The following is a 20182-nucleotide window of genomic DNA, read 5'->3' as shown; positions in this document are numbered from 1 at the left end:
GCCTTTAGCCGTTATTGCGCCAGCGTGCGAAAATTGCTGTCGGCAGCAGGCGGCCTTCCCGCTCATCCTGAGCTTGTCGAAGGACGTCTTCCCGCACCGAGAGGTCGCCGTGCTCGATGGTGCCGGGCAGGTCACGGAACAGCTCTTCCATCAGCCCGGCCAGCGCCAGCGACGACATGCGCACGGCGTAGACGGTGAGGAACAGGAACTTGCTGTCAGCATCCAGAAGCTGGCGGCAATCGGCGAGCAGGGCGGGAAGATTCTCCTCCAGACGCCAGGTTTCGCCGGTCGGACCGCGGCCGAACTTGGGCGGATCGAGGATGATGCCGTCATAGCGCTTGCCCCGGCGCACTTCGCGCGCAGTGAACTTGGCGGCATCGTCGATCAACCAGCGGACCGGGCGATCCTCCAGCCCGGCAAGCGCTGCGTTCTCGCGCGCCTGACCGACCGACTTCTTCGAGGCATCGACATGCGTGACCGGACCATGCGCCGAGAGCGCCAGCGTGCCGACGCCGGTATAGCCGAACAGGTTCAGCGTATTGGCGTCGGCTTTGTCCGCGAGCATTTCACGCATCCAGTCCCACACCGGCGCCATGTCCGGGAAGAAACCGAGATGGCGGAACGGGGTGCACTGCGCGGTGAAGCTGACTTCGTTCCACGCCAGCGGCCAGCCTTCGCGCGGCACCGGCTTGTCGAACAGCCACCTGCCGCCGCCGTCCTCGTCCGAGCCGGGCACGAATTCACCGTGCGCGTCCCAGTTTTCGAGGCGCGGGGTCCACATCGCCTGCGGTTCGGGGCGCACGAAGCGATAGTCGCCGTAGCGCTCCAGCTTGCGGCCGTGGCCCGAGTCGACAAGGCCGTAATCGTCCCAGCCCTCTCCGGCGAGGATGACGGGTTGGGTTTCCAGACGTGCCATCAGATCTTCGGGCTCGCATGCTGGGCCACGAACTCGGCGATCGAATCGTAGTCGCCGGTCAGGTCGACGCACTTCTCTTCACGCTCGAACAGGTCGCCGACGCGCGCGGGCAGGCCCGAGCGCTGGCCGGTGGCGCGTTCGACGGCATCGGGGAACTTGGCGGGATGCGCGGTTGCCAGCGTGACGACCGGAATGCTTGCATCGATCCCGGCAGTGCGGGCAGCGAAGAGGCCGCAGGCAGTGTGCGGATCGATAAGCTCGCCGCAGTTTTCCCAGGCCCAGCGGATGGCCTGTGCCATCTCGTCGGCATCGGTGCGGGCCGAGGTGAACAGTGCCGAAGCGCCTTCCCGCTGCGCATTGGTAAGCTGCATGGCCTTGGTCGCTTCGAACCCGGCCATCTGCTCGGCCAGCGCCTTGCCGTCGCGGCCGTTCAGGTCGAACAGCAGGCGTTCGAAGTTCGACGAGACCTGAATGTCCATCGACGGCGCGGCGGTCGGCGTGACGGTACCCTGCGAATAGTCGCCCTCGGCCAGTGCGCGGTGGAGGATGTCGTTGACGTTGGTGGCGACGATCAGCTTCTCGACCGGCAGGCCCATCTGCGCGGCGACATAGCCGGCGAAGACGTCGCCGAAGTTGCCGGTCGGCACCGAGAAGGCGACCTTGCGGTGCGGCGCGCCCAGCTGGAGTCCGGCGGCGAAGTAATAGACCACCTGCGCCATCAGACGCGCCCAGTTGATCGAGTTCACCGCGCCGATGGCGAAGCGGTCGGTCATCGCCTTGTCGTTGAACATGCGCTTCACGGTGGCCTGCGCGTCGTCGAACGAGCCGTCGATGGCGATGTTGTGGACGTTGGGCGCCAGCACCGTGGTCATCTGCCGGCGCTGCACGTCGGACACGCGGCCCTTGGGGTGCAGCATGAAGATATCGACCTTGGCGCGCCCGGCCACCGCGTCGATCGCGGCCGAGCCGGTGTCGCCCGAAGTCGCACCAACGATCGTCAGGTTACGCTCCGAACGGCCGAGGAATTCCTCGAACAGCAGGCCCAGCAGTTGTAGCGCCACATCCTTGAACGCCAGCGTCGGGCCGTGGAACAGTTCCAGCACCCACTGCTGCTCGTCGAGTTGCTTGAGCGGGGTCACCGCCTTGTGGGCGAAGCGGCCGTAAGCCTGCGTGGTCAGTTCCAGCAGGCGGTCATAGGTCAGGCTGCCCTCGACGAAGGGGAACATGATCTTCGCGGCCAGCTCGGCATAAGGCAGGCCCGCCATGGCGGCGATCTCTTCGGCCGAGAAGCGCGGCCACTCACGCGGCACATAGAGGCCGCCGTCGGATGCGAGACCGGCGAGCGTGGCGCCTTCGAAGTCGAGCGCCGGTGCGCTGCCGCGGGTGCTGATGTAGTCCATAACCCGCGCGGTTAGCCGCAGGGGCGCGAAATGAAAAGCCTGTCGTTGGGGTTTGGCAAGAACAATTCCTAAAGCCCCGCGAAGCGAAATGCCGGATCGCGGCTCAAGTCGCCCGCCGCTTCCTCAGCGCCAGCCCGTAGATCACCAGTGCCGTCGCCGCGAAGACGAACCATTGCACCGCATAAGCGAAGTGGTTGTTGGGAATTTCGGCGGGATCGGGAATGGCATTGGCCTCCAGCCCCGCAAGCGGCGGGGCAGCCACCAGCCTCGGTCCCGGGGCGATCACGCCCTGGACCTCGCCGCCCGACCAGCCGCCCGCCGCCATCGGCAGCCGCGACCAGCCGAGCACGACGAGCGCCTTGGTGCCGTCCGCCAGAGTGCAGTCGGCAGTCTGCGCCGCACCCGATTCGCCTTTGGCATTGCGCCCGGCGATGCTCGAATGGCCGGTGACCGCCGCGCAATCGAGCCGGGCGTGGCGATAGAGCAAATCCGCCTGCCCCTTGGCGTCACGCGGCCAGTCGACTTCCTTTGCCTGATGCTGCGCCCCCGCATAGTGCGCCAGCAGCGCTTCCTTCTCGCGAAGGCGGCCAAGCTGCCAGAACCCGAGCGCGATCATGAAACCCACGGCGACGAGGACGAGCAGCGTGGCGATAACGGGAATTCGGCGCATGACTGCTCCTGGGGGGCGTTGAAAACGAAAGAGGGCAGACGCGGATTACGCGGCTGCCCTTATTCGAACCTTCCGATATCGAGGCCTGTCCGGCGCTCAGTGGGTCGGATAACCCCAGCCGCCCCAGACGTAGATGGCGACGAAAAGGAACAGCCAGACCACGTCGACGAAGTGCCAATACCAGGCCGCCGCCTCGAAGCCGAAGTGTTGGCGCGGCGTGAAATCGCCGTTGTAGGCGCGCTTCAGGCAGACGATCAGCATGATGGTGCCGACGATGACGTGGAAGCCGTGGAAGCCCGTCGCCATGTAGAACGCCGAGCCGTAGGTATTCTGGCCGAAGGGGAACGGGGCGTGGATGTACTCGTAGGCCTGAATGCTGGAGAACAGCAGGCCGAGCAGGATCGTCGCCCAGAGGCCCTTCTTCAGCCCGTCACGATCGCCGTGGATCAGCGCATGGTGCGCCCAGGTGACGGTGGTGCCCGAGCAGAGCAGGATCAGGGTGTTGAGCAGCGGCAGGTCGAACGGGTCCATCACCGCCTCGATCGCCTTGGGCGGCCACTGTCCGCCGACCACCTCGGCGATGGTCGAGGGGAACAGCGAGAAATCGAAGAAGGCCCAGAACCAGCCGACGAAGAACATCACCTCGGAGGCGATGAACAGGATCATGCCGTAGCGCTGGTGAAGCTGAACGACCGGCGTGTGGTCGCCCGCATGGGCTTCCTTGATGATCTTGGAGAACCACATGAACATCGAGGCCAGCAGGATCGCGAGGCCCAGCCAGGGCACGAACTTGCCGCCCGCCATGTCGTGCATGAACAGGACCATGCCCGAAGTGAAGGTCAGGGCACCGATGGTGGTCGCCAGCGGCGCGATGTCCGGCGGAAGAATGTGATAATCGTGATTCTTTGTACCGGCCATGGTGCCTTCGTCCCCGTTCTCGACTTCCGTGTTCGATTCTTCCGGTGGGGTAATGCTCCCCCCGTGATTTGTATCCCGTACCGGGACTTAACCGCCCGCGCCGCCGTGGTCCAGCGTCTTTGCATCCGAGACGCTGGTGACGTGGAAGGTATAGCTGAGCGTGATCTGCTCCACGTCCTTGTTGTCGGGATCGTTCAGGATCGCCGGATCGACGTAGTAGATCACCGGCATCTTCACCGCTTCGCCCGGCTGGAGCGTCTGTTCGGTGAAGCAGAAGCACTGGATCTTGTTGAAGTAGCGCGCGGCCTGCTCCGGCTCGACGTTGAAGCTGGCAGTGCCGGTGATGACCTTGTCGGAGTCGTTTTTCGCCCAGAAAAGCGCCATGTCGCGCTCGCCGATGGTCACCGTGTCGGTGCGCTGGAGCGGCTTGAACTCCCAGGGCATGCCGCGCTCGACATTGGCGTCGAAGCGGATCGACATGGTCTTGTCGGTCACTTGCACGCCTGCCGCCTTGGCTTCGTCGGCGCGCTGGGTGGTGCCGCCGTAGCCGGTCACCTGGCAGAACATGCGATAAAGCGGGACCGAGGCATAGCCGAGGCCCAGCATCAGCAGAGCCATCGACAGGGCGATGAAAGCGACGCGCCGGTTGCTGCGGCGCGAAAGGCTCGCGGCTGGGGAGACCGCCTCGGCCATCAGCCCATCTTCGCGATCGAGATGAAGAACACCAGCACCACGAAGCCCGCGAGGCTCAGCGCCAGCACCCGATTGCGACTGCGGCGAATTTCTTCGGGCGTGCGGGGATCGGGCTGCTGGGCGTCGTTCATGCTGCGATCTTTCAAAGGATGATGAAGCGATCCACCACCAGCACCGCGAAAAGCGCGAAGAGGTAGAGCACCGAATAGGCAAAAAGCTGCTTTTCCGGCTTCATGCTATCTTCCTCGCCGCTGCGCTCGCGCAGGCCGACACGGATGGACAGCGCCAGGAACAGCGCGGAGAGCACGATCGCCGAGATGCCGTAGATCGCACCGGTTCCGCCGATCCACCACGGCAGCACCGAAAGCGGCAGCAGCAGCACGGCGTAGATCAAGATCTGCTTGCGCGTCGCCTTCTCGCCCGCGACGACCGGCATCATCGGAATGCCGACCTTGGCGTAGTCGCTCTTAACGAAGAGCGCGAGCGCCCAGAAGTGCGGCGGGGTCCAGAAGAAGATGATGGCAAAGAGCAGGACCGGCATCAGCGTGACATGGCCGGTCACCGCCACCCAGCCGATCAGCGGCGGGAAAGCGCCCGCACCGCCGCCGATGACGATATTCTGCGGCGTGCGCGGCTTGAGCCAGATCGTATAGATCACGGCGTAGTAGATGATCGAGATCGCCAGGATCGCGGCAGGCAGCCAGCCGACCGCGAAGCCCATCAGGAAGACCGAGACGGCGCAGAGCACGCCCGCGAAGTCGCGCGCGGTGGTCCGGTCGAGTCGGCCCTGCGGCAGCGGGCGGTTGGCGGTTCGCTTCATCCCGGCGTCGAGATCGGCCTCCCACCACTGGTTGAGGGCGGCGGCGCCGCCCGCGCCCATGGCGATGCAGAGGATGGCGGTGAAGGCGATAACCGGATGAATTCGCTCAGGTGCGGCGAGCAATCCGCAGAGGCCGGTGAAGATCACCAGGCTCATCACCCGCGGCTTGGTCAGCGCCAGAAGATCGCGCCAGTCGGCAGGCAGGAAAGCGGTTTGGGAGGGACTCGTTGTCGTCATGGTGGTGGCCCCTTACACCCACGAGGCCCCGAAAAGCGAGGACCTTGCGAATCGGGCGCCGCCCCGGCGATCCGCCGGGACGGTGCACGGCATCAGTGGTGCGCGGCTTCCTCGATGACCGGAAGCGTCTCGAACTGGTGGAACGGCGGCGGGCTGGACAGCGTCCATTCCAGCGTGGTCGCACCTTCGCCCCAGTAGCTGTCCTCGGCCTTGCGGCCCGCCGTGAAGGCGTAGATCATGTTGACCAGCCACACGACGAGGCTGGTCGCCATGACCATGTAGCCGATCGTCGCGACATGGTTCCAGTGCTGGTACGCCTCGGCATAGTCCGGATAGCGGCGCGGCATGCCCTGCAGCCCGAGGAAGTGCATCGGGAAGAAGATCATGTTCACGCCGATGAAGAAGATCCAGAAATGGACGTGGGCGAGGAACTCGGAGTGCATCCGCCCGCTCATCTTCGGGAACCAGTAGTAGAACCCGGCGAAGAGCGCCGTCACCGCGCCCAGCGAGAGCACGTAGTGGAAGTGCGCCACGACGTAGTAGGTGTCGTGGAGCACATCGTCCACGCCGCCGTTGGCCAGGACCACGCCGGTCACGCCGCCGACGGTGAAGAGGAAGATGAAGCCGATCGCCCAGACCATCGGGCTCTTGAACTCGACCGAACCGCCCCACATCGTCGCGATCCACGAGAAAATCTTGATGCCGGTGGGCACCGCGATGACCATGGTGGCGGCGGTGAAGTACATCTTCGTGTTCACCGACATGCCGGTGGCGTACATGTGGTGCGCCCAGACGATGAAGCCGACCACGCCGATCGCGACCATGGCGTAGGCCATGCCGAGATAGCCGAACACCGGCTTCTTCGAGAACGTCGAGACGATCTGCGAGATGATGCCGAAGCCCGGCAGGATCATGATGTAGACTTCGGGGTGGCCGAAGAACCAGAACAGGTGCTGGTAGAGCACCGGATCGCCGCCGCCCGAGGGGTCGAAGAAGGTGGTGCCGAAGTTGCGGTCGGTCAGCAGCATGGTGATCGCGGCGGCGAGGACCGGCAGCGAGAGCAGCAGCAGGAAGGCGGTGACCAGCACCGACCACACGAACAGCGGCATCTTGTGCATGGTCATGCCGGGGGCACGCATGTTGAAGATGGTGGTGATGAAGTTGATCGCGCCCATGATCGAGCCGGCACCGGCAAGGTGCAGCGCGAAGATGCCGAAGTCCACCGCGGGTCCGGGCGAGCCGCTGGTCGAGAGCGGGGCATAGACCGTCCAGCCGGTGCCCGCGCCAAGCCCCGTGCCGCCGGGCACGAAGGCGGAGCACAGCAGCGAGATGAAGCCCGCCACGGTCAGCCAGAACGAGATGTTGTTCATGCGCGGGAAGGCCATGTCCGGCGCGCCGATCATCAGCGGCACGAACCAGTTGCCGAAGCCGCCGATCATCGCCGGCATGACCATGAAGAACACCATGATCAGGCCGTGGGCGGTGATCAGCACGTTCCAGACATGGAGCGTCGAGTTGAAATCGGGGTTGGTCGCACCGAACCAGCGGGCGAAGATATCCAGGTACTGGATGCCCGGCTCGGCCAGTTCGACGCGCATCATGCCCGAAAAGGCGCCGCCGATGATCCCCGCGAAAATCGCGAAGATCAGGTACATCGTGCCGATGTCCTTGTGGTTGGTGGACATGAACCAACGCGCGAAGAAGCTCGGCTTATGGTCGTGATCGGCGTGGGCGTGGTGATCCACATTGCCCTGGAAATGGTCGGGAACGGTGGTTGCCATGGTAGGGCCCTGTCCTTCGATTCGCGCTTATTCGGCGGTAGCTGCGGCAGTGGCATCAGCGGCCGGAGCCTCCGATGCCGCTTCCGTGGCGACTGCGGCAGGGGCCGCGACTGTTGCTGCTGCGGCAGCGGGCTTCTGGCCGTCGATCACGCCGCCGGCGTGGGTCAGGACCCAGGCATCGTATTGCGCGCGGGGCAGCGCTTCGACCGCGATCGGCATGTAGCCGTGCTTGGCGCCGCACAGTTCCGAGCACTGGCCGTAGTAGACGCCCGGCTTTTCGACCAGCAGCACCTTTTCATTGATGCGACCGGGCACAGCGTCGAGCTTGAACCACAGCGAGGGCACGGCGAACGAGTGGATCACGTCGGCCGCGGTGATCTGGAGCCGGATCGGCTCACCCACCGGCACGACCATGCGGTTGTCCACCTCGAGGTGCGAGGGGCCGTCCCAGGGCTTGGAGCCCACTTCGCGCACGCCGTTGTTGATGGTCGGCTGGCCGGGCAGGTTGAGCATGTTCGAGACGACTTCGAAATCGCCGTTATCGGGATAGCCGTAAGTCCAGAACCACTGGTTTCCGGTGACCTTGATGGTCAGCGCGCCCTTGGGAGCCGGCTTATACTGCTTGGCGATGAGGTCGATCGAGGGCACCGCGATGCCGATCAGGATCAGCACCGGAACCAGCGTCCACACCACTTCGAGAATGGTGTTGTGGCTGGTCTTCGAAGCGACCGGGTTGGCGCGGCGGTTGTAGCGCACCGCGATAATGATGATCAGCAGCAGCACGAACAGGGTAATGACGGTGATGATCGGCATCAGCACGCCGTCGTGGATCCACTCGCCATATTCGCCGAGCTTGGAATATTGCTGCTGAAGGCCGATCCCGCCTTCCACCGGCATGCCGATCCCCGGCGTGGGCTTCATCGGCGTGTAGCCCGCTGCGGGAACGGCTTCGGCGGCAGGCGCCGCGATTGCAGAAGAGATTGCCAGACTGGACGAAAACGCCATGGCCGTGACGGAATATAGACCGAGAGCCTTTGCAGCCTCGCCCAAAGTACGAACGGTTTTGCCCAATATCATGGTTACAGCGCTTCCGTTTTCTTTTGATCGCGCAAGTGAGTCGCCTCCCAAGCGCGCACCCCTATTGCGGAGGCTTTTTACCCCCGTTGACAAGGGGCTATACGCGGCCTTGCCGCCCGTCTCAAGCGCCTCTAGGGGATTTTTGACGCATGGGGCCATGTTGCCCCGCCAGAACATTGCAAATTGCACCAAAGGAATACCTCCCGATGCAGGAAGAAGAAGTCCTCGCCGAGTTCCGCGCCAGCAAGGCCTTGCTTGAAGGGCATTTCCTGCTTTCCTCGGGTCGGCACAGCGCTTACTACCTCCAGTGCGCGCGGGTTCTGATGAACCCCGACCGCGCCGGACGACTCGCTGTCGCGATCGCGGCAAAACTCCCCCACGATATTCGCAAGGCCATCACCAAGGTCGTCTCGCCGGCCATGGGCGGCGTGATCATCGGCCAGGAAATGGGCCGCGCCCTCCAGGTCGACGCAATGTTCGTCGAGCGCCCGACCGGCACTTTCGAACTGCGCCGCGGCTTCAGCCTCGAACCCGGCGACAAGGTGCTGATGGTCGAGGACGTGGTGACCACCGGCCTCTCCAGCCGCGAAGCGATCAAGGCGATCGAGGAAGCCGGCGGCGAAGTGATCGCGGCCGCCTCGCTGATCGACCGTTCGGCCGGTGCGGTCGACCTCGGCGTGCCGTTCTTCCCGCTGGTGGCGCTCAATTTCCCGACTTACGCGCCCGACGAACTGCCGGCCGAACTGGCCGCCACCCCGGCCGTCAAGCCCGGCAGCCGCGCCAACCCCTAAGGCATTTTCCTGAAGCCTGAAGTCTGAAGATAGGGATTTCATAAACTTGGCCAACGTCCTCACCCCCGCGCGCCTGCGTCTCGGCGTCAATATCGACCACGTCGCCACCATCCGCAACGCGCGCGGCGGCGAGCATCCCGATCCGGCCCGCGCGGCGCAGATCGTGGCGCAGGCCGGGGGGGACGGCATCACCGTGCACTTGCGCGAGGATCGCCGCCACATCCGCGACGAGGACCTGGAGCGGGTGGCCTCGGCCACCGGCCTGCCGATCAACCTGGAAATGGCGGCAACCGACGAGATGCTGGAGATCGCGCTGCGCCATCGCCCGCACGCCGCCTGCATCGTGCCCGAGCGGCGCGAGGAGCGCACGACCGAGGGCGGCCTCGACGCGGCGGGGCAGCACAACCGCCTCGCCCCGATCGTCGCGCGCCTGTCGGACGCGGGCATCCGCGTCAGCCTGTTCATCGCCCCGGAACCGCGCCAGATCGAAGCCGCGATGAAGCTGGGCGCGCCGGTCGTGGAATTCCACACGGGCGAATATGCCCATGCCGAGGGCGAGCAGGTAGCCGTCGAACTGCGCCGCATCGTCGACATGGCCGCGCTGGCCGCCAAGAACGGCATCGAGCCTCATGCCGGGCACGGCCTCACCTACGAGAACGTGCAGCCGATCGCCGCCATTCCGCAACTGGCGGAACTCAACATCGGCCACTACCTTATCGGCGAGGCGATATTCTGCGGGCTTGAAACGAGCGTGAAGAAGATGCGCCAGTTGATGGACGAGGTTCGGTGAAAGGAGCCGGAATTTCATGATTATCGGCCTCGGCTCGGACCTCTGCAACATCGAGCGGATCCAGAACTCGCTCGACCGCTTCGGCGAGCGTTTCCTCCAGCGCGTGTTCACCGACCTCGAACAGGCCAAGGCCGCACGCCGTCCGCATACCGTCGCGGGCACGCTGGCCAAGCGTTTCGCCGCCAAGGAAGCCTTTTCCAAGGCGGTCGGCACCGGCTTCAAGGCGGGCGTGTTCATGAAGGACATCGGCGTCGTCAATGCGCCCTCCGGCGCGCCGACCCTGGCCGTGACCGGCGGCGCGAAAACGCGGCTGGACGCCCTGACTCCGGCCGGACACGAGGCCGTGGTTCACCTTACGCTCACGGACGATCATCCATGGGCCCAGGCCTTCGTGGTCATCGAAGCGCGCCCCCTTCCCCAATCCTGACGCCGAGTATTTCCGGGACATGATCCAACAGCCCAAGCCGACCATGAACCAGATGCCCGCCAAGGCCCCGCCCACTGCGGAAAAGGTCAACTGGTTCCAGGAACTGCGCGGGCTTGCGCTGATGCTGCTGGGCGTGCTGGCGTTCCATTCGTTCATCGCCAAGCCGTTCTACATCCCCTCGATCTCGATGATGCCGGGGCTGCTCGTGGGCGACCGGCTGGTCGTCTCGAAATATCCCTACGGCTGGAACTGGTCCTCGATCAGCTTCCACCTGCTGCCGCGCAGCACCTGGCGGCTGCTGGGCCGGACGCCGGAATACGGCGATATCGTCATCGTCGTGCCTGGCAATCGCAAGGCCGACCTGATCAAGCGCGTGGTCGCCCTGCCCGGAGACCGCATCGCCGTGATCGACGGCCGCATCCGCCTCAACGGCAAGTTTGTGCCCCGCGAGATGATTCCCCCGGTCCGCATCGCCGCCGACGATTCGCTGACCTGCGAGGGCGATTCCGAGCCCGGCCACTGCTACGATGGCTTCGGAGAGTTCCGCACCCGTCTGCCGAGCGGCAAGGACGTCTACGAAATGCCGACCTACCGTGAAACATTGCCCAACGGCGCCAGTTATCAGGTGATCGACTACCTGAACCAGGAGCTGGACAATTATCCCGAGATCACGGTTCCCGAAGACCACATCTTCCTGATGGGCGACGATCGCGACCGCTCGGCCGACAGCCGCGCCCCGTTCGAGACCGACATGTTCGGCCGTCCCGGTGGCGGTCTCGGCGGTCCGGTGCCGCTCTACGACGTCGGCGGACGTGCTGAATTCATCACTTTCTCGCTCGACGGCACCCAGAGCTGGAACCCGCTGACTTGGTGGAGCGCCCTGCGTCCGGGCCGCGCCTTCACCAGCCTGCGCCCGCCGGTCGATCCCGCGAAAGCCTGGAACTGATGGCCAGCGGGCCGGAGCACGACGCCGACCTCACCGGGCGCGCCGGTCCCACCGATATTTCCGATCCGCTGATCCGCACGGAGGCGCGCAAGGCCTTCGTCTGGATCGGCATGGCGGCGCTGCTGGCGCTGGCCGTGTTTCTCTCGCAATCGCTGCTGGTGATCTTCGGCGGAATCGTCTTCGGCGCCCTGATCGACGGCGGTGCGCGGGTGATCCGCAAGGTCCTGCGGCTGCCGCGCGGCCTCTGCGTCGTGCTTGTGCTGTTGCTGGCCGCGCTGTTCCTGCTCTGGGTCGCGCGTTTCGCCGGCAGCCAGATCGCCTTGCAGGCGGCGGAACTGCCCACCACGATCGAGAGCCAGTTCCGCAACGGCCTGAGCTGGCTCCATGCCCACGGCATCCAGCCGCGCATCACCGACCTTCGCGGCATGGCCCAGGAGGCCGTCGGCGGGATCAGCCAGGTGACGCGCGTGGTCGGCGGCCTCATCGGCGTGTTCACCACGCTGTTCCTGATCCTGGTGCTGGGCATCTACTTCGCGCTCGAACCCCGGCTCTACCAGCGCGGCGTCGGCTGGATGCTGCCGATCGACCGCCGCGATCACTTCGAAAGCACGGTCGCGATCATGGGCCAGGCCTTGCGCCGCCTGCTGTTCGGCCGCCTGATCGGCATGACCGTGGAAGGCCTGTTCACCTGGGCCATGCTCCAGTTCTACGGGGTGCCGATGGCCGCCCTGCTCGGCCTCATCACCGGCCTTCTCGCCTTCCTGCCCAATATCGGCGCGCCGATTTCCGGGATGATCATGATCCTGGTGGGCTTTTCCGGCGGCTACGAGATGGGCCTCTACACGATCATGGTCTACGTGCTGATCCACCTGATCGACGGCTATCTGATCGTGCCGATGATCGCGCGCAAGACGGTGGACCTGCCGCCGGCGCTGGTATTGGCGGCCCAGCTCATCATGGGCGTGCTGTTCGGCCTGCTCGGCCTGGCGCTCGCCGATCCGCTGGTGGCGATGATCAAGATCTGGCTCGAGCGCGAGGCCGACCGCAACGGCGATGCCACGCCGCAAATCGCCGACGGCCCCGCTTGACCCGGAACGCCCCGCAGGCGAGACCCTGAAACATGGCTCGCAAGTTCCTCTACGTCATTGCCATTCTCGTCCTCCTCGTCATCGGCCTTTTCGTGGCGCTGCGGATATGGTCCGAGGACCTGACCGAACTGGCCTTCGTTCCGAACGTCGAATACGCGCATAAGGACGCGCTCGGTCCCGAGGCCTGGCGCGATGCGAAGATGTGGCTGGCCCGGCCGGACATGCCGGACGATCCCTCGCGCTGGCTGCCGCCTGGCGTGGACAAGCCGAAGACGCGGCTCAAGGTCGCGGTGTTCTTCGTTCATCCCACCAGCCTCGTCGCGCGCAGCGCCTGGAACGGGGACCTGACGGACGCCTTTTCGCAGGACCGCGCGGCGCTGTTCGTCAAGGGCATGGCCAGCCCGTTCAACCGTGCCGAAGTCTGGGCGCCGCGCTACCGGCAGGCCGCGATCGGCGCCTTCCTCACGGCCGCGCCGGAGGCCAACCAGGCCATCGACCTCGCCTATTCCGACGTGCTCGCCGCCTTCGACCAGTTCGTGAAGAGCGTGCCGCGCGGCCGCCCCATCGTCGTGGCCGGGCACAGCCAGGGCGCCTTCCTACTGCGCCGCGTGCTGCGCGACCGCGTGGCGGACAAGCCGCTCGCCAAGCGCATTATCGCCGCCTACGTGATCGGCTGGCCGGTCTCTCTCGCGCATGACCTGCCGAAGATGGGCCTGCCCGCCTGCGCCGATCCGAAGCAGACCGGCTGCGTGGTCAGCTGGCTCTCGGTCGCCGATCCCGCCGATACGAAAATGCTGCTGAACGCCTATGGCCGCCGCACCGGGCTGGACGGGCAGGGCGTGGCGGAAAGCCCGTTCCTCTGCACCAATCCGCTGACCGGCAGCGAGGGCGGCAGCGCCGATGCGGCGACCAACCTCGGCACCCTGGTTCCCGAGTTCCGCCCCGATTCCCGCGCCGCCAGCGGCACCCTGGCCAAGGCGACGGTGCCCGCAAGCTGCGGTCCCGATCACTTTCTCCACATCGGACCGCCTCCGGCGCTGAACATGGGGCCTTACGTGCTTCCCGGAAACAACTACCATCTCTATGACGTGACCCTGTTCTGGGCGAACCTTCGCGCGGATTTCGAAGGACGGGTTGCGACATGGCAGAAGGCACAGTGATCACCACCAGCGCGCTGGACTATCGCGACGCCTTGCCCGAATCCGGAGGGGCGCTGCTCGGCCTCGATCTCGGCACCCAGACCATCGGCACCGCCTTTTGCGACGCGGGCTGGCGCTTCGCCTCGCCGGGCAAGACACTGAAGCGCGGCAAGTTCGGTGCCGACCGCGAACTGCTGCTGGACCTGATCCGCGAGCGTTCGATCAAGGGCATCGTCATCGGCCTGCCGCTCAACATGGATGGTTCCGAAGGCCCGCGCTCACAGTCCAGCCGCGCCTATGCCCGCAATCTCGGCGCGCTGGGTCTGCCGATCCTGCTCTGGGACGAGCGCTGGTCGACCACCGGCGCCGAACGCGGGTTACTGGAACAGGACATGAGCCGCGCCAAGCGCGCCACCCGGATCGATTCCGCCGCCGCCGCGGTGATCCTGCAAGGAGCCATCGACGCCCTTGCCGGCGGGATGTTCTAGGACTCGGCCCGCCGCATCCGCGCTTCGGCCAAAACCAGCCGACTGCCGCAACCTTCCGCCTCGCGCCAGACCGCATCGCGTGCCTCGGCGCTTCCCGTCTGCGCCGCCAAGGCCTCCCAGGCGACCAGCCTCATGCGATCGCTGGGATGCCCTTTGCCGAAGCACGCGGCAAGTTCACGCGCTTCCTCGCCGCCGAGCGCGACGGCAATGCGCAGGAAGCTCTCGCTGGGACCATGGCCGTGCAGCCGGGTCACGGTGCCCTTCGCGACGTCGAAATCGTAGCGGTCCATCCAGCCCTGCACCGCCTGCGTATGTACGAGGTTCAGCGCCACCGAGAGCGAGGTCGGCGGATGCTGGACATGGACATCGCGCCGCGCCCGGTAGTGGACCGTACACCCCGGTTCGAGGACGAGGCGGCCCTGCGGCACCAGATCGACCGGCTCCCCCGCCAGGCCGACGACGGCCTCGTAATCGTATTCGAATTCGTCGGATCGATAGCCCGGCCCGAAGTAGCCCAGCGCCAGAATATCGGCGGTATGATCGTGCGCCAGCCCATAACCCAGCGCTTCCGGCCCGCTCGCGCGGTAGAGCGCATCGTGCTCGGAAGGCCAGATGCGGGCGTTGAGAAAGAAGTCCCCCTGCCCGGGCGTCACCAGCATGATCGACTGCGGCCCGACGCCTTCCAACGCATCGGCCCCATCGGGAACCGGCGCCAGCCCGGATATCAGGTCCACCAGCAGATCGCCCAGGAAGTTCCGGTCGTTGCCGAGCCGTTGCAGCCAATTGGCCGCATGGGACAGGCTCACCTCGTCACGCGGGTCGAAACCCCAGGAGGACAGGGCATCGACGAATTCCGCGAGCGAGGCGCACGTCGGATCGCGCAAGGTCATTATCCGCGCCATTGCGCCACTCTCTCCAATTCGGGCCACTGCGCGATCAGGGACCGATGAAGGTCCCGCGCCGGACCGGCCAGTTCCCGGTCCTCGCCCGCCGCCACCGTGCCCAGCAGCACCAGCCCGGCACGCGTATCGATGGCGAGAATCGCGCGCAGCGCCTCCCAGCGCAGCGCTGCCGAACCCGTCCCGTCGACGATCCGCGACAGCACCGGCACGGCATCCTGCCGCCCAAGACCGGCCAGAACCGCCATGGCCATTTCCAACCGGTTGTACTCGGCGGTCAGCGCCACCTGCCCCCGGAAGGCACCGTCCTCCATGGCAAACGCGCGCACCGGGCCATGCAGCGAGGACAACCGTTGCAACCGCAGCACGACGAGGCTCCCGTCGACCTGCTGGAGCTTGAACGCCTCGCGCGTGCCGTTGCGATAAAGCGCATCTCCGGATTCCAGTGCCACCGGCTCGATATGCAGCGAGCCTGACGAATCGCGTAAAATCCGGTCTCCCCGGCCGCTCCCGGCCAGCACGCGGGACCAGGTCTGCTTGGGCGCGAACTCAGCCGTCCGGGGAGCCGGATGACGCGCCAGCGCTTCCCCATCGTAGACCGCCAGCGCCAGCGTCGCGGTTCCCGCATGGGCCAGCAACACAGTGTTCATCGTCTCGCGGCAGGCATGGCGGAGCGGCAATTGCCCAAGCGGAAAGGCCCCGATCGCCTCGACGCCGCATCTGACCAGCTCCGAAACAAGCGCCGCCGCAGCGTCTCCATTGCCGTCGAACAACGCCGCGAGCGGCCCGCAAGCCTCCAGTTCCGCCCCCCTGCCGAAGCGCTCCAACGCCGTGAGCACCGGCGCGACATGGGGCAAGGCTCGCCATTCCGCGATCGTCTTCGCCAGTTCGCGCTGCCCCAGCACCCATGCCTCATCGTCCCGCGCGAGCGCCTTCAGGTCCTCATGCACCTGCATCGGCGATGTGCCTCAGGTGCCGGGGTGGAGTTCGTAGAGGCAGGGCATCAGCAACGCATGGTTATCGTCCAGGCACGGCCGCGGACCATGGAGTCCAGTCGGCTGCTCATGCGGAGAGAAACCGGCAAGGTCCGGAAGGCTGGTAAATGCGATCTGCGGCAATTCCGAAGTCATCACGTCAGGTAGTTGCAAGACTTTCCCTTTCGGCCATTCCCCGCCACCCGGGAAGATGATGCAGCACACCTGACTTTTGAATGAGTTAATTCCCTGAAACCGTAAACCTCAATTTAACCAGCAAAAACTGTCGACGAGATTGTTGTATAATGCGCGCAACCGATCGTAGTTAATGGTCCTGCGCCGCCCGCAGGATCACCAGTAGACCGCGTGGCTGTTCATACGGCTCGCCAAGCACGCGGCGCCCCGCATCGGCGCGGGCGCGGTCCAGTATCGCCTCCGGCACTTCGGCCTCGTGGCGGATGAGGTCTGCGGAACCCAGAAGTCGCGCCTCCCGCAAGGTGAGGTCATCGGGGTCCGCACTGCGCAGCACGATCTCGACCGTCTCGCTCGCGGGATCGGCAGCCTCGGAAAGCCATCGGGCGACACGCTCCGGCCCGGCGTCCGTCAGCGGATCGAGCACTCCGCCCTGCGCCAGAGCCGCATCCAGCGCCTGCCGCCGCTCGCCCGGATCGGAAAAACGCGCGCGCAAAGCGGGCCGCGCCGCGAGCAGCGCGCGCGCCAGAGCGCCCAGCGTCTGCGGCAGCAGCGCTTCCAGCCGCAGGCGCAACTGCTTGGCCAGCCCTGCGGAAGCCCCACCCGTGCCGATGGCGAGGAGCACCGGCGTGCGGTCGAGAATAGAGGGCACGGTGAAATCGCATAGCATGGGCCGGTCGGGGGCATTGACCAGCAGGCCGGCCACCTGCGCCTGTGCAACTCCCGCGCGCGCGGCGGCCTCGTCCTCCTCCGCGATGAAGGCGATCCGTGCCCCTTGGGCAATGCCTTGCGAAAGATCGGCGACGACCTGCCCGCCTGCCCGCTCGACGAGGCGGCGCTTGGCCTCGGCAGCCTCCCCGCTGCCGGTGACGATCACCGGGCGACCGGCGATGCGATGGAACAGCGGCAGGCTCTCGATCATCGAAACAGGACCCCAAACGAAAAGGAACGGCGAAGCGCGCCGTTCCTATCCGTTCATACCGTGCTTGTCGAAGGCCCGATCAGGCGAGCCAATCCGGCACCGTCTCGGCCGCGAGGATCGCTTCCGGTTCGATGCGGGCGGCGACCACCGCCCACTTGTCACCATCGACCATGACCTCGGGCACCAGCGCGCGGCTGTTGTAGGTGTTGGCCATCGTCGCGCCATAAGCACCGGCGGTCCGGAAGATCGCAAGATCCCCGGCGGCGACTTCGTCAATCTCGCGGCCCATCGCGAAAGTGTCCGAGCTTTCGCAGATCGGGCCGACGATGTTGGCGGTCATCGTCCGGCCATTGGGCTTCACGGCCGCGAAATCGTGCCAGGCATCGTACATCGCCGGGCGGGCAAGGTCGTTCATCGCCGCATCGACGACGACGAAAGGATTCACCACGCCTTCCTTCACGCGGACGACTTCGGTGACCAGCACGCCGGAATTGCCGGTGATCACGCGGCCCGGCTCGAACATCAAGGTGACGCCCCAGTCCTTCGCGACCGAGGCCACCATCGCGCCGTAGTCCTGCGGGGTCGGCAGCGAATCGCTCGCCTTGTAGGGCACGCCGAGGCCGCCGCCGAGGTCCATGTGCGTCACCGAATGGCCCTCGGCGCGGATCGCCGCCATCAGTTCGCCCATCTTGAGGAAGGCGAGGCGCGAGGGTTCGAGGTCGGAAATCTGGCTGCCGATGTGGACCGCAAGGCCCTTCATATCCAGCCCCGGCAGGGCCGAGAGGCGGGCATAGATGCCGCCTGCGCGGTCATAGGGCACGCCGAACTTGTTGTCCGCCTTGCCGGTGGAGATCTTGGCGTGGGTGCGGGCATCGACGTCCGGATTGACGCGGAGCGCGCAAGGCGCGCGCAGGCCGAGCGAAGCGGCGATTTCCGCCAGTTCCACGCCCTCTTCCTCGCTCTCGAGGTTGAACTGGCCGATTCCCGCCTTGAGCGCGGCGGTCAGTTCGCGGCGGGTCTTGCCGACGCCCGAGAACACGATGTCACCGGCCGGAATGCCTCCTGCCAGCGCGCGGTTCATCTCGCCTTCGGAGACCACGTCGGCGCCGTAGCCCTCGTTCGCCAGCAGGCGCAGCACGGCAAGGTTGGGGTTGGACTTCACCGCGAAGGCGATGTGGACGCTGGGCAGTTCGGCCAGCGCTTCGCGGAAGACGCGGGCGTGGCGGCTGATCGTCGCGCGGGAATAGACGTAGACGGGCGTGCCGACTTCGCGGGCGATCGCAGCCAGCGGTACGTCTTCGGCGAAAAGCTCGCCGTCGGTCAGGGCAAAATGGTCCATGGTTTTCTCGGTATCCGGGAGGCTTGTTGAGCCTGAAAAACTTACTCGGGCGGCGGGAGATCGAAAGGATCGTCGTCCCGTGGTTCCGAGCGGGTGCGCAGTTCGACGCTGCGTTCGGGGATCGCCAGCGTCGGCGTCTGGAGCAGCTCGCCGCTGCCCGGTTTCTGCGCGCGGCCGTAAGGCGCGGGCGGAAGCTGCTGCCCCGGTTTCAATGCCAGCGACGCCCTCTGGCCGCAGGCCGAGAGCGCGAGAAGCAGGATCAGGGCGGCAGTCTTGCGCATCAAGCTCACTCCAGACCGAGCGCGAGCCGGGCTTCGGCCACGCGCAGGCGTACCTGATCGGGGGCAGTGCCGCCGTGCGACTTGCGCGCGGCGACCGAAGCCTCGACCGAGAGCGCGTTGAATACGCGCTCGTCGATGCGGCTGTCGATGGCCTTGAGATCTTCCAGCGGCAATTGGTCGAGCGCGACGCCGCGCTGCTCGGCCAGCTTCACGGCGGAACCGGTGATGTGGTGCGCCTCGCGGAAGGGAATGTTGCCTTCGCGCACCAGCCAGTCGGCAAGATCGGTGGCGGTAGCGAAGCCGAGTTCGGCGGCGCCGCGCATGCGATCGGTGCGGAAGCGGGTTTCGGCGACCATGCCGGTCATCGCCGCGATCGACAGCGCCAGCAGGCTGGCCGCCTCGAACACCGGCGGCTTGTCGTCCTGCATGTCCTTCGAATAGGCGAGCGGCAGGCCCTTCATCGTGATCATCAGGCTGGTGAGGCAGCCGACGATCCGGCCCGAATGACCGCGCACCAGTTCGGCCGCGTCGGGGTTCTTCTTCTGCGGCATGATCGAGCTGCCGGTCGACAGCGAATCGGGCAGCGCCACGAAGCCGAAGGGCTGGCTGGCCCAGATGATGAACTCTTCCGCCAGACGCGAAAGGTGCAGCGAGCACTGCGCGGCGGCCATCAGGTAATCGAGCGCGAAGTCGCGGTCCGACACCGAATCGAGGCTGTTGTCGGTCGGCGCATCGAAGCCCAGCGCCTGCGCGGTCATCTTGCGGTCGATCGGGAAGCCGGTGCCGGCCAGCGCCGCGGCGCCCAGCGGGCTGCGGTTCATGCGCCGCCGCGCATCGGCGAAGCGCGAACGGTCGCGGCCGATCATCTCGTAATAGGCCATCAGGTGATGGCCCAGCGTCACCGGCTGCGCGGTCTGGAGATGGGTGAAGCCGGGCATGATCGAATCGGCATGTTCACCGGCGCGGGCGACGAGCGCCTTCTGGAGCGCATCCAGCCCGGCATCGGCCTGATCGACGGCATCGCGCACCCAGAGGCGGAAATCGGTCGCCACCTGGTCGTTGCGCGAGCGGGCGGTGTGCAGGCGTCCGGCAACCGGGCCGATCAGCTCGGCCAGACGGCCTTCGGTGGTCATGTGGATGTCTTCGAGGTCCCAGTTTTCCGGGACTCCCGAGACTTCGTACTCGGCCGCGACCTGATCCAGACCGTCGCGAATCGTGATCGCGTCCTCGGCCGAAACCACGCCGCAGGCGCCCAGCATCGCGACGTGTGCCTTGCTGGCCGCGATGTCCTGCCGCCACAATGCCTTGTCGAAGGGGATCGAGGCATTTATCTCGCGCATGATCGCAGACGGTCCACCTTCGAACCGTCCACCCCACATCTGGTTGGAGCCCGC

At 66.0% G+C, this 20182-nt stretch carries 22 protein-coding genes; 7 read left to right on the top strand and 15 right to left on the bottom strand.

What is annotated here, in order from left to right; translation table 11 throughout:
- Positions 1-4: 4 nt before the first annotated feature.
- From V7066_RS01865 to coxB, 9 genes are all read right to left on the bottom strand, one after another.
- Positions 5-916 carry a class I SAM-dependent methyltransferase gene (locus V7066_RS01865; protein ID WP_334181556.1) on the bottom strand — a complete coding sequence of 304 codons (912 nt, stop codon included), beginning with the start codon at positions 914-916 and terminating at the stop codon, positions 5-7.
- A complete protein-coding gene (gene thrC, locus V7066_RS01860; RefSeq protein WP_334181555.1) occupies positions 916-2316 on the bottom strand; it encodes a threonine synthase in 1401 nt (466 codons plus the stop codon). Before thrC ends, V7066_RS01865 begins: the two co-directional genes overlap by 1 nt.
- Positions 2317-2419: 103 nt before the next feature.
- Positions 2420-2986: an SURF1 family protein gene (locus V7066_RS01855; protein ID WP_334181554.1), complete on the bottom strand. Its 567-nt coding sequence runs from the start codon at positions 2984-2986 to the stop codon at positions 2420-2422.
- A 96-nt stretch (positions 2987-3082) separates the two neighbouring features.
- Positions 3083-3904 carry a cytochrome c oxidase subunit 3 gene (locus V7066_RS01850; protein WP_334181553.1) on the bottom strand — a complete coding sequence of 274 codons (822 nt, stop codon included), beginning with the start codon at positions 3902-3904 and terminating at the stop codon, positions 3083-3085.
- Between the two features lie 87 nt (positions 3905-3991).
- Positions 3992-4597, bottom strand: coding sequence for a cytochrome c oxidase assembly protein (locus V7066_RS01845; RefSeq protein ID WP_334181552.1), 606 nt, complete (start codon positions 4595-4597; stop codon positions 3992-3994).
- Positions 4597-4728 (bottom strand): hypothetical protein, encoded by a 132-nt coding sequence (locus V7066_RS01840; RefSeq protein ID WP_334181551.1) that lies wholly within the window; start codon positions 4726-4728, stop codon positions 4597-4599. The genes V7066_RS01845 and V7066_RS01840 overlap by 1 nt, the downstream gene beginning before the upstream one ends.
- 11 nt (positions 4729-4739) lie before the next feature.
- Positions 4740-5654 carry a heme o synthase gene (locus tag V7066_RS01835; protein ID WP_334181550.1) on the bottom strand — a complete coding sequence of 305 codons (915 nt, stop codon included), beginning with the start codon at positions 5652-5654 and terminating at the stop codon, positions 4740-4742.
- 92 nt (positions 5655-5746) lie between these two features.
- Positions 5747-7435 carry a cytochrome c oxidase subunit I gene (gene ctaD / locus V7066_RS01830; protein WP_334181549.1) on the bottom strand — a complete coding sequence of 563 codons (1689 nt, stop codon included), beginning with the start codon at positions 7433-7435 and terminating at the stop codon, positions 5747-5749.
- Positions 7436-7462: 27 nt separating this feature from the next.
- Complete coding sequence (gene coxB, locus V7066_RS01825) at positions 7463-8512, bottom strand: cytochrome c oxidase subunit II (RefSeq protein WP_334181548.1); 1050 nt, start codon at positions 8510-8512, stop codon at positions 7463-7465.
- Positions 8513-8718: 206 nt separating this feature from the next.
- Between coxB and pyrE the strand changes: the two genes are divergently transcribed.
- Genes pyrE through ruvX form a run of 7 tightly spaced genes read left to right on the top strand, consistent with a single transcriptional unit; the run spans position 8719 to position 14181 of the window.
- On the top strand, positions 8719-9303 hold the full coding sequence (gene pyrE, locus V7066_RS01820) for an orotate phosphoribosyltransferase (RefSeq protein ID WP_334181547.1): 585 nt from the start codon (positions 8719-8721) through the stop codon (positions 9301-9303).
- A gap of 46 nt (positions 9304-9349) precedes the next feature.
- Positions 9350-10093, top strand: coding sequence for a pyridoxine 5'-phosphate synthase (locus V7066_RS01815; RefSeq protein WP_334181546.1), 744 nt, complete (start codon positions 9350-9352; stop codon positions 10091-10093).
- A 16-nt stretch (positions 10094-10109) separates the two neighbouring features.
- Positions 10110-10520, top strand: coding sequence for a holo-ACP synthase (gene acpS / locus V7066_RS01810; protein ID WP_334181545.1), 411 nt, complete (start codon positions 10110-10112; stop codon positions 10518-10520).
- A 19-nt stretch (positions 10521-10539) separates the two neighbouring features.
- A complete protein-coding gene (lepB, locus tag V7066_RS01805) occupies positions 10540-11466 on the top strand; it encodes a signal peptidase I (protein ID WP_442947289.1) in 927 nt (308 codons plus the stop codon).
- Positions 11466-12554, top strand: coding sequence for an AI-2E family transporter (locus tag V7066_RS01800; RefSeq protein ID WP_334181544.1), 1089 nt, complete (start codon positions 11466-11468; stop codon positions 12552-12554). Before lepB ends, V7066_RS01800 begins: the two co-directional genes overlap by 1 nt.
- A gap of 32 nt (positions 12555-12586) precedes the next feature.
- Positions 12587-13714 (top strand): DUF3089 domain-containing protein, encoded by a 1128-nt coding sequence (locus V7066_RS01795; protein ID WP_334181543.1) that lies wholly within the window; start codon positions 12587-12589, stop codon positions 13712-13714.
- Positions 13696-14181, top strand: a complete 486-nt coding sequence (gene ruvX, locus V7066_RS01790; RefSeq protein WP_334181542.1) for a Holliday junction resolvase RuvX — start codon at positions 13696-13698, stop codon at positions 14179-14181. The genes V7066_RS01795 and ruvX overlap by 19 nt, the downstream gene beginning before the upstream one ends.
- Here ruvX and V7066_RS01785 read toward each other — a convergent pair.
- From V7066_RS01785 to argH, 6 genes are all read right to left on the bottom strand, one after another.
- Positions 14178-15083: a transposase gene (locus V7066_RS01785; protein WP_334181541.1), complete on the bottom strand. Its 906-nt coding sequence runs from the start codon at positions 15081-15083 to the stop codon at positions 14178-14180. The genes ruvX and V7066_RS01785 overlap by 4 nt on opposite strands.
- Positions 15071-16036, bottom strand: coding sequence for a hypothetical protein (locus V7066_RS01780; protein WP_334181540.1), 966 nt, complete (start codon positions 16034-16036; stop codon positions 15071-15073). Before V7066_RS01780 ends, V7066_RS01785 begins: the two co-directional genes overlap by 13 nt.
- Positions 16037-16379: 343 nt before the next feature.
- Positions 16380-17168 carry a precorrin-2 dehydrogenase/sirohydrochlorin ferrochelatase family protein gene (locus V7066_RS01775; RefSeq protein WP_334181539.1) on the bottom strand — a complete coding sequence of 263 codons (789 nt, stop codon included), beginning with the start codon at positions 17166-17168 and terminating at the stop codon, positions 16380-16382.
- A gap of 79 nt (positions 17169-17247) precedes the next feature.
- Entirely contained in the window at positions 17248-18507 is a 1260-nt protein-coding gene (lysA, locus tag V7066_RS01770) for a diaminopimelate decarboxylase (protein ID WP_334181538.1), read from the bottom strand.
- Positions 18508-18548: 41 nt separating this feature from the next.
- The gene (locus tag V7066_RS01765; RefSeq protein WP_334181537.1) at positions 18549-18788 is read right to left on the bottom strand and encodes a hypothetical protein; all 240 of its coding nucleotides are present in this window, start codon (positions 18786-18788) and stop codon (positions 18549-18551) included.
- 5 nt (positions 18789-18793) lie between these two features.
- A complete protein-coding gene (argH, locus tag V7066_RS01760; RefSeq protein WP_334181712.1) occupies positions 18794-20167 on the bottom strand; it encodes an argininosuccinate lyase in 1374 nt (457 codons plus the stop codon).
- Positions 20168-20182: the final 15 nt, after the last annotated feature.

The organism is Novosphingobium sp. (assembly GCF_036820275.1).
In the GTDB taxonomy this organism is placed as follows: Bacteria; Pseudomonadota; Alphaproteobacteria; order Sphingomonadales; family Sphingomonadaceae; genus Novosphingobium.
This window is presented reverse-complemented; position numbering and strand designations above follow the sequence as displayed.